Raw genomic sequence first — 8,494 nt, 5'->3', positions numbered from 1 at the left:
CGACGCTCCGCGTCGCCTCCCTCCTCCGCCTTGCGATCGCACGCACCAGGCCCCGCTCCCTGATCCGGCCTGATCCAAACGACAAGCCCTAGGGACCTCGACCCGTGAGGCATGATCGGTGCATGAGACATCCACATCTGGCGAGTACCGAGGCAGCTGTGGTGGCGGTGCGTGAAGTGGCCCGGGAGTACGACGTCGAGGTGTCGGTCAGCGACGACATCGGCGCCGACCAGACGTCGCGCCGCACTTCGGCCGGGGCCTTCGTGGTGCTCGACCCGGACGGCGCGCTGCCGCACGAGGCACACATTGAACTCGGCGGGACGCCCGCCGTGTCCGTCCGGATCTTCCCGGACGACGACGCGCGGATCACCGTCGAGAACGTCGACTTCGAGGACGTCCCCAGGGACGCCGTCCCGTCGTTCCTGCGGTCCGTCTACGGCGGACTGGCCTACGTGAAGCGAAGGATGTTCCCGCCCGCCCTGTGGCTGATCGTTCCGCTGCCCGGCGACGACACGTACAAAGAGCTGATCCTGCCGAGCGCGCTCACCCCCTGGCTCGCGCGCGGCGTTCGAGATCGGAACACCCCATGAAGGCGGCACAGTTCAGCCGGTTCGGTGGCCCCGAGGTCCTGGAAATCGTCGAGCTCCCCGATCCGCATGCGGGAGCCGGAGAGATCCGGATCGCGGTGCGCGCCGCCGGTGTGAACGCCAGTGACTGGAAGAAGCGGCAGGGGGTGATGGGCCAGGAGCTGCCCCAGACGATGGGGTACGAGGCGGCCGGGGTCGTCGACGAGATCGGGGACGGGGTCGAGGGTGTCGCCGTCGGCGACCGGGTGTTCGGCCTCGGTGGGGACGGCGCCGCGCAGGCGGAGCGGGCCGTGCTGTCCGCATGGGCGGCCGTGCCCGCGTCGCTCGACTTCGCCGAGGCGGCGGCGCTGCCCTCCGCGGTCGAGACGGCGGCCAGGGCCCTCGACCAGCTCGGTGTTCACGACGGCGGCACACTCCTCGTCAGTGGGGCCTCCGGCAGCATCGGGAGCGCCGCCGTCCAACTCGCCGTCGCACGCGGTGCGCAGGTGATCGGCACCGGCAGCCCGGCCACGCACGACCGGCTCCGCGAACTCGGCGCGGTACCCGTCGACTACGGGGACGGCATGCCTGACCGGGTACGTACCGTCGCGCCGCACGGTATCGACCGTGCGTTGGACGTCGCCGGCAGCGGGATCCTGCCCGAGCTGATCGACCTCGCCGGCGGTGCGGACCAGGTCCTCACCGTCGCGGACTTCGCCGGGGCGCAGGAGCACGGGGTGCGCTTCAGCCGTGGGGATGCGGGTCGTGCTCTTTACGCGCTCGATCAGGTGGCCTACCTGGTCGCGTCGGGCCGGTTCACGCTCCCTGTCGGCCGGACGTTCCCCTTGGCCGAGGTCGCGGAGGCGCACCGGGTCGGCGAGTCCGGCACGGTCCGCGGAAAGCTGGTCCTCCTGGTCTGACGCCCTCCTGGGGCGATGAGTTTTCCTCCCGGCCGGGGTCCCCACCTACGTCACCGCGACCGCGGACGACCGCCCAGGGGAAGGACGACCCGTGACCACCACCCGTACCCTCGATGTCCCCGGTGCACGGCTGCGCTACGAGGTCCGAGGCTCAGGACCGTTGCTGCTGCTCATGGGATCGCCGATGGACGCGGCGGCCTTCGCGCCGCTGGCCGAAGCGCTCGCGGGCGACCATACGGTCGTCACCCACGACCCGCGGGGCATCTCGGGCAGCGTCCTCGACGACCCCGAGCAGGACTCCACTCCCGAGCTGCGGGCGGACGACGTCTCCGCGCTGCTCGACGCCCTCGAAGCGGACTCCGCCGACGTGCTCGGCAGCAGCGGCGGCGCGGTCACGGGGCTCGCACTGATCGCGCGCCATCCCGGACGGGTGCGCACGCTCGTCGCGCACGAGCCCCCGCTCCTCGAACTGCTCCCCGACGCCGCGGAGCAGCGCGCCGCGGCCGAGGACATCGTCGCGACGTTCCACCGCGAAGGGGTGGCGGCGGCGTGGGGCAGGTTCATGGGCAACGCGGGCTTCGACACCGGGCCCGGCGCAGCCGAGGACGCCCCCGGCCCGCCGCCCGGTGAGCCCTCCGAGCAGGACCTCGCCAACAGCGCCCGCTTCTTCGCCCACGAACTGCTGCACACCAGCCTGTACATCCCCGACCTCGCGGCCCTGACGGCCGGCCCGACCCGCGTCGTGATCGGCATCGGCGCCACGTCGGCAGGCCTGATCACGGCCCGCACCTCCCGGGCCCTCTCCGAACGCATCGGAACCCCGCCGGTCGAATTCCCCGGCGACCACGGCGGATTCACGGACCAGCCCAAGGAGTTCGCGGAGCGGCTGAGGGAGGTACTGAAGGGCTGAGGCCTGGCCTACGTTTGTGGAGCCACGGTATTCGCCTCGTCCTGGCGCACGCCACGACCATGGAACGTCGGGCATGAGCGCCGTCGGGCGCTGCGGCGGAGGGCCACCTGGTGGAGCAGGTGGGCGTGCACCTGGCTCCACTCGGCTTTGATGACGGAGTACATGGCGGAATCCCTGAGTCGACCGTTCTCGCCCGAGGCCCAGGACATGGACCAGTTGCGCAGCACACCTTCGTAGGTGGCGCCGAGGTTCTCGATCGCCTTGCGGGACTGTTTGTTGCGGGCATCGGTCTTGAGGTCGACCCGGGCCACATCGAGGCATTCGAAGGCATACCGCATGAGCAGCATCTTGGCCTCGGTGTTGATGCCGCACCCCTGAGCGGAGGCGCCAAGCCAGGTGAAGCCGATCTCCACGGCTCGCAGAGAACCGCTCTCGGGCCAGCGACGCGGATCCCAGTACGCCGTGCAGCCGACGGCGCGGCCATCGCTCCGGCGGATCTGCGCGAAGGGAACAAGTCCCTTGGCCATCCGGCCGAATTGGGCCTCCAGGTATCCGGGAACCTCCTCGGCGCGAGGCACGAGCGTGAAGTCGAAACTGCTGCGGTTCTCCTCCGCGGATCGCGCCAGATCCGCGGCGTGGTCAAGAGAGAGCGCTTCGAGGCTGACCAGGGAGCCGTCGAGCGTGGGGACGTCGAACCAAGGACGCATGGCATGCCACTCGTCATCGTTCCTGGCGTTGGCACCTTGCTGTAGCAGGTTGCCGGACCGTCGCAGGGCCAGGTCCCTCAAGTCCTCTGGATGAACCAGGTGAGCATGACCGTCCCGGGGCGCCGCCGTCAACGGCAATACGGGGCCGCCGCCCTGGGCGACGAGCGGGCGGCGGGGCGGAGGGGTCAGCTTCGGGTGAAGGGGAGCTTTGCGGTCAGCCAGGTGATCAGGGCGCTCGGGTTGCGGCTCTGGGTCCACACCCGGCCGGGGCCGGTCATCTCGAAGACCAGGCCCTCGCCGGACGTCAGGGTCTGCATCAGGCCGCGGCTGACCTTCCGGGTCGTGTACGAGACGCCGTCGTCGAACGCGACCATGTGGCCGGAGTCGAGGACGATCTTCTCGCCCGCGCGGAGGTCGAGCACGTCCAGCGCCCCGTAGCAGGAGGCGAGCACGGTGCCCCGGCCCTCGGCGCGGACGAGGAAGCCGCCCTCGCCGCCGGCCAGGTTCTTGAAGCCGCCCCACTTGGTGTCGAGTTCGACCCCGTCGGACGAGCACAGCCAGGCGCCGCGGGCCAGGTTGAGGCCGCCGTCCACCTCGATGTCGGTGACGTCGCCGGGCAGGTTCGCGGCGAGGTCGACCCAGCCGCCCTCGGGGCCGGCGGTCAGCCGGGTGACGAACAGCGACTCGCCGCCCAGTACGCTCCGCTTGAGGCCCTTGAACAGCCCGCCCTCGGTCTTCGCCTCGACGTCGATTCCGCCGGACATGGCCATCATCGCGCCGGACTCGGCCCGGACGCTCTCGCCGGCGGCCAGCAGGACGCGGGCGACGGCGAAGGACGGGCTGTGGCGGACCTCGATGTGCATGTCTGGCCTCTTCTCGCGTGGGGGAGGACGACGGACCGCCGTCCTTCTCCATCGTCGCGCGCGGATCGTCGCCGCAGGTCAACCCGGGCTCCCGACTCGCCTGCGACCGGGGGAGGAGCCACCTGGTGGGCCGATCCTCCTGACGGATGACGGCCTCGCGCTCGACGGACCTAGAAGGTGACCTCGAGCCCGATGACGGGATGCCTGCGGTGGCGTCCCGAGATCGCGGAGTACCAGTCGCCGATGCGCGCCATCACGTACTTGCGGCGCAGCAACGCCCCCGCCTTCTTCGTCCCCGCCTCGTCCAGTACGCGCCCGGTCCCCGTGGCCCGTACGGCGTTCGGGGCGACGCGCCCGCGCACATCGCAGACGGCGACCTCGGCCCGGGAGTCGCGACGCAGCCGCTTGACCTTCCAGGCGTCGGCGGCGCTGCGCACATAGAGCCGGTCACCGTCCATGGCGTGCCAGACCGCGGTGGCTCTGGCCGTGCCGTCCTTGCGGTACGTGGTGAGGCTGACATAGCGGGCACGCTCGAACGCGGCGAGCGTGGCGGGGTCGAGTGAGGTCACAGGGGGACGGTACCGGGAGGCCGGGCCGGGGGGGGCGTCCCCCACCCGATCCTGGCGACGGCCGCGCCGGCGCGTGGGTCTTACCGTCGGCCCGGTTGGCGGATAGGCGCCGTGGCGCCAATCCGCCACCGCAAGACAAGCGCCACACCCTGCACGGTAGTTGACACTCTTCCCAGCTCCCGGAGCGCACCCAGCGCCCAAGCGCGTCCGCGCCTCCGCACCTCCGCACCTCCGCACGTCCGCACGTCCGCACGTCCGCACCCGATGGTTCCAGGAGAAGAGGCAACGATGACCAGACGCACCGCGCGACGCGGCGCGGCCCTGCTGTCGGCCGGTCTCGCGTTCGCGCTGCTGCCCGGCGGCGGGGCGCACGCCGCCGCGGACAAGGCGAGACCGCAGTCCACGAAGACCGCGCGCGCCACCCACACCGTGACACTCGTGACCGGGGACAAGGTGACCGTCACCGACATCGGCGGCGGGCAGCGCATCGTCGACGTCGAGCGGCCCAAGGGCGCCACAGGGCTGGTCCGCACCCAGGTCACCGACCGCGCGATACGCGTTGTGCCGGACGAGGCCGCCCCCTACCTCGCCTCGGGCAAGCTCGACGCCCGGCTGTTCGACGTGAGCGGCCTCATCGAGCAGGGCCTCACCGACACCAAGGCCGACGCCACCCCGCTCATCGTCACCTACGGGGGGAAGAGCGCGCGCAGCGCAGCCGCCACCCCCAAGGGCGCCGACCGCACCCGCAAGCTCGGCAGCATCGGCGGCGCCGCGCTCGACGCCGGCAAGGGGCGCGCCTTCTGGAACGACCTGACCAGCAAGGGCGGTTACACCGACGGCATCGGCAAGGTCTGGCTCGACGGCCGTGTCGAAGGCGACATGGCGGACTCCAACGCCCAGATCGGCACCCCGAAGGCCTGGGAGGCCGGACTCACCGGCAAGGGCGTGAAGGTCGCCGTCCTCGACACCGGCTATGACACCACCCACCCCGACCTCGCCTCCCGCGTGAGCGAGTCGAAGTCCTTCATCGCCGGGCAGGAGGTTGCTGACCGCAACGGCCACGGCACCCACGTCAGTTCCACCGTCGGCGGCTCCGGCGCCGCGTCCGACGGCAAGGAGAAGGGGGTCGCGCCCGACGCCACGCTCGCCGTCGGCAAGGTCCTCTCCGACGAGGGCTACGGCACCGAGTCCGAGATCATCGCCGGCATGGAGTGGGCGGCCAAGGACATCAAGGCCAAGGTCGTCTCCATGAGCCTCGGCTCCGACACGGGCAGCGACGGCACCGATCCGATGGCCCAGGCCGTCAACACCCTCAGCGCGGAGACCGGCGCGCTCTTCGTCGTCGCCGCAGGCAACGCCTACGGCCCCGGCACCATCGGCTCGCCCGGCGCCGCCGACTCGGCGCTCACCGTCGGCGCGGTCGACGCGGGCGACGAGCGGGCCTCGTTCTCCAGCCAGGGTCCGCGCCTCGGCGACGACGCACTCAAGCCCGACCTCTCCGCCCCCGGCGTGGACATCCTCGCGGCCCGCTCCTCGCTGGTCGAGGGATCCGGCAGCTACACCACCATGAGCGGTACGTCGATGGCGACACCGCACGTCGCCGGCGTCGCCGCCCTGCTCGCGCAGGCCCACCCCGACTGGACGGCCGTGCAGCTCAAGAACGCGCTGATGTCGTCGTCGAAGCGGCTCGACGACTCCGGGTACGCCCTCGGCTCCGGCCGGGTCTCCGTGCCCGACGCGATCGCCGCGAAGGTCACCGCGACGGGCAGCGCCGACCTCGGCTCCTACCGCTGGCCGTACGACGCCAACAAGCCGGTCACCAGGACCGTCACCTACTCCAACTCCGGTGACAGGGCTGTTGAGTTGGACCTCGCGGCGCAGGGGGTGCCGGACGGCGTCGCGACGCTCGCCGACTCCAAGGTGACCGTCCCCGCGCACGGCACCGCCTCCACCACCGTCACCGGCGACGGCGCCAGGGCCGCTGTGGGCACCAACAGCGGTCAGATCGTGGCGAGTTCGGGCGGTGCGGCCGTCGCGCACACCGCCTTCGGCCTGGTCAAGGAGGAGGAGCGGTACACGCTCACCGTCCATGTGAAGGACCGGGACGGCAAGCCGGCCGCGGCCGACCTCATGTACCAGCAGCTCGCCAAGGACACCATGCCGCAGCCGGCCACGGTCGACACGTCCGGCACGGTCGAGCTCCGCCTGAAGCCCGGGACGTACTACGTGGACTCGTTCCTCGATGTGCGCGGCGCCCACGGCAAGGACTCCCTCGGTACGGCCTATCTGGCCGACCCCGAGGTGAAGGTCGACAGGGACCGCGAGATCACGCTCGACGGCACCGCGCTGCGCGAGGTCGCCACACGCGTCGCGAAGGACACCGACCCGCACCAGACGCTCGTGCAGTACGACCGCAGGGCGGGCGGCGCCGACGTGTTCGGCATGGCCCTGCTGCCCATCAAGTACGACACGCTGTACGCCCTGCCCACCCGGCCGGTGAGCGAGGGCAGTTACGCCTACCGCACCACCTGGCGCGAGGCCCAGCCGCACATCACCGTCGACGGGGTCGACGAGGTGTGGGAGCAGCCCGGCTCCACCCTCCTCAAGGGACAGAACAGGCTCGCCCTGGTGAACGCGGGTGCGGGCGCCCCCGGCGACTACGCGGGCAAGGACGCGGCCGGCAAGGGCGTCCTCGTGCACATCGACGGCACCCGGACCCCGGCGCAGATCGCCCAGGCCGCCCAGGAGGCGGGCGCCGAGGCGCTGTTCCTCACGGACGACGCCCCCGGCCGCCTGAACACCCTGTTCTACAACGACGACAACAGCGAGCGACCGCTGCAGATCGCGAGCGTCACCAACGCCGACTTCGCCCGGCTGCTCGCCAAGCAGAAGCGCGGTGAGCGCATCAGGATGACGGGCGTCGCCGACCCCACGTACTCCTACGACCTGTCGAAGGGCTACAAGGGCGCGATCCCGGACAAGGGGCTGCTGTTCGCGCCGGACGCAAAGGACCTCGCCACCGTCGACACCACCTTCTACGGTGCGAAGAAGGCCGAGGGCAGCGAGTTCCGCCACTCCGTCGACCCGTCCTTCCCGGTCGCGGGCGGCTTCCAGGAGCGGTACCACTTCCCGGGGCACCGCACCGACTACGTCTCCGTCGAACCGGGCCAGAAGTGGCACGAGTCCGTCAACCTCGGCCCCCTGGAGGAGCGCAGCGGTCTGGTGGCCTACCGACCGGGCAAGCGCACCCAGTTGAACTGGTTCAAGCCGGTCTGGCATCCCTACGGCGGCAGCGGTCTCGGCTGGGGCCAGGAGCGGCGCGGCGACCAACTCCGCTTCAACATCCCCGGCTGGGGCGACTCCGGCCCGGACCACACCGGCTTCGGCGACCCGTACAGCTCCGAGTCGGGCATGACGCAGACCACCGAGGCGTTCGTGGACGGCGAGAGCGCGGGCCGACGCACGGGCAGTACCGCCCAGTTCGGTGTCAGCGACGGTTCCGTGCTGCCGTTCAAGGTCGTCACCGACACGGCGCTCGACCCGACGGTGTGGGGCATCGGCACCACCTCGCACAGCGAGTGGACGTTCCGCTCGGGCAGCACGCCGGAGGACGCGTACACGTTCCTGCCGCTGATCAACCTCAACTACGACATCGGCACCGACCTCGCCGGGAAGATCCAGGCGGGCAAGCGGCTGCCGATCGGCCTGTCCGCCGAGTACGTCAAGGACGCGGCCGGCACCGGCGCCATCGGCGGCGGCGCCCTGAAGGTGTCCTACGACGACGGCAAGACCTGGAAGTCCGTGTCCCTCTCCGGATCCGGCGCCCACTGGAAGGGCACCCTGAACGTGCCGAAGGACGCCGCCTCGCTGTCGCTGCGGGCGAGCGCGAAGGACGACAAGGGCGGATCCGTGTCGCAGGAGATCGTCCGGGCGGCGGCCGTCAAGTAACAGCGGAACAA

The 8,494-nt window shown here is 71.3% G+C and carries 7 protein-coding genes and 1 riboswitch; of the genes, 4 read left to right on the top strand and 3 right to left on the bottom strand.

What is annotated here, in order from left to right; genetic code table 11:
* Window positions 1–122: 122 nt before the first annotated feature.
* From ACIA8D_RS36840 to ACIA8D_RS36830, 3 genes are all read left to right on the top strand, one after another.
* Window positions 123–590 (top strand): hypothetical protein, encoded by a 468-nt coding sequence (locus ACIA8D_RS36840; RefSeq protein ID WP_399238953.1) that lies wholly within the window; start codon window positions 123–125, stop codon window positions 588–590.
* The gene (locus tag ACIA8D_RS36835) at window positions 587–1,486 is read left to right on the top strand and encodes an NADP-dependent oxidoreductase (protein WP_399238951.1); all 900 of its coding nucleotides are present in this window, start codon (window positions 587–589) and stop codon (window positions 1,484–1,486) included. Before ACIA8D_RS36840 ends, ACIA8D_RS36835 begins: the two co-directional genes overlap by 4 nt.
* A gap of 91 nt (window positions 1,487–1,577) precedes the next feature.
* Window positions 1,578–2,396 (top strand): alpha/beta fold hydrolase, encoded by an 819-nt coding sequence (locus tag ACIA8D_RS36830; RefSeq protein WP_399238949.1) that lies wholly within the window; start codon window positions 1,578–1,580, stop codon window positions 2,394–2,396.
* Window positions 2,397–2,404: 8 nt separating this feature from the next.
* Here the strand turns inward: ACIA8D_RS36830 and ACIA8D_RS36825 are convergent, their stop codons facing one another.
* The 3 genes from ACIA8D_RS36825 to ACIA8D_RS36815 form a co-directional block, all read right to left on the bottom strand.
* Window positions 2,405–3,103, bottom strand: coding sequence for a GNAT family N-acetyltransferase (locus ACIA8D_RS36825; protein WP_399238947.1), 699 nt, complete (start codon window positions 3,101–3,103; stop codon window positions 2,405–2,407).
* Between the two features lie 10 nt (window positions 3,104–3,113).
* Window positions 3,114–3,200: riboswitch (SAM riboswitch) on the bottom strand.
* Between the two features lie 88 nt (window positions 3,201–3,288).
* Window positions 3,289–3,966, bottom strand: coding sequence for a TIGR00266 family protein (locus ACIA8D_RS36820; protein ID WP_399238945.1), 678 nt, complete (start codon window positions 3,964–3,966; stop codon window positions 3,289–3,291).
* Between the two features lie 170 nt (window positions 3,967–4,136).
* Window positions 4,137–4,535 carry a PPOX class F420-dependent oxidoreductase gene (locus tag ACIA8D_RS36815; RefSeq protein WP_399238943.1) on the bottom strand — a complete coding sequence of 133 codons (399 nt, stop codon included), beginning with the start codon at window positions 4,533–4,535 and terminating at the stop codon, window positions 4,137–4,139.
* A gap of 288 nt (window positions 4,536–4,823) precedes the next feature.
* Here ACIA8D_RS36815 and ACIA8D_RS36810 point away from each other — a divergent pair, with 288 nt between their 5' ends.
* Window positions 4,824–8,483, top strand: a complete 3,660-nt coding sequence (locus ACIA8D_RS36810) for a S8 family serine peptidase (RefSeq protein WP_399238941.1) — start codon at window positions 4,824–4,826, stop codon at window positions 8,481–8,483.
* Window positions 8,484–8,494: the final 11 nt, after the last annotated feature.

The organism is Streptomyces sp. NPDC051684, from assembly GCF_044453445.1.
Lineage (GTDB): Bacteria > Actinomycetota > Actinomycetes > Streptomycetales > Streptomycetaceae > Streptomyces.
The sequence above is the reverse complement of the archived record's forward strand: the minus strand, read 5'-3'. Positions and strand labels throughout refer to the sequence as shown.